Here is a 773-nt window from a genome sequence, read left to right as displayed (position 1 = left end):
CACCAGGTCGGCGCCGATTCGGGCCGCAAGGTCGGCCACGGCGTCGTCCTGCAGCGGGTCTACCTGATGGACGGTGACGTCGGCCGCCATGCCCGCGTTGCCGGGTGCGGCGTGGACTTCGGAGACCTCGGGATCACGGAGAAGAGAACGCACCAGAGCGTGCTCGCGTCCGCCCGAGCCAATGACAAGAGTCCTCACATGTGAGAAGCCTAACTCCTCCGTCCGGCCGCCCATGTACCGAGGACTTCGGCGAGCAGGAGACGGGGGATCGGGCGGCTAGCGCGCGGAACGGTGCCGGTCGCCTGGACGGTAGGCTCGACAGTGGAAGCGAGGTCATGTGGTGGTGAATGTGAGCGATAACGGGCGATGGGTCGAACTGGCCGGTGCGGTCAACGTCAGAGATCTCGGTGGGCTCCCGACGCGCGACGGTACGACGACGAAGTTCGGACGGATTCTGCGCGCGGACAACCTCCAGGACCTGACTCAGGCGGACATAGACCAGCTGGTGGGCGCCCTGGGGTTGCGGGACGTGCTCGACCTGCGCAGCGGCGCGGAGATCACCCTCGAGGGGCCGGGTCCGTTGACTCGTGTGTCCGACGTGACCATCCATCATTTCTCGTTGCTCGCCGAGATCGAGGAACAGCCTGGAATCGATGGCGAGGCCGTCCTGCCGTGGGCCAGGCAGTACGACGGCAGTGAGGAGAACTGGCTGCCACCGGGCGAGTTCTATCTCCAGACTTTGAAGGCCCGCCCGGAATCCGTGCTGGGCGCGC

At 66.5% G+C, this 773-nt stretch carries 2 protein-coding genes; one reads left to right on the top strand and one right to left on the bottom strand.

The features are described from left to right. A partial coding sequence (locus tag ELR45_RS42270) for a phosphoribosylamine--glycine ligase N-terminal domain-containing protein (protein ID WP_420813828.1) occupies positions 1 to 198 on the bottom strand: 198 nt, incomplete at its 3' end. A gap of 151 nt (positions 199 to 349) precedes the next feature. On the opposite strand from ELR45_RS42270, the gene ELR45_RS37015 reads away from it, so the two are divergent. Beyond that, positions 350 to 773 (top strand): tyrosine-protein phosphatase (locus ELR45_RS37015; protein ID WP_205856127.1); only part of this gene is annotated, 424 nt, incomplete at its 3' end.

Origin of the sequence: Phytoactinopolyspora endophytica, from assembly GCF_004138495.1 — a bacterium.
Taxonomy (GTDB): Bacteria; Actinomycetota; Actinomycetes; order Jiangellales; family Jiangellaceae; genus Phytoactinopolyspora; species Phytoactinopolyspora endophytica.
The sequence above is the reverse complement of the archived record's forward strand: the minus strand, read 5'-3'. Positions and strand labels throughout refer to the sequence as shown.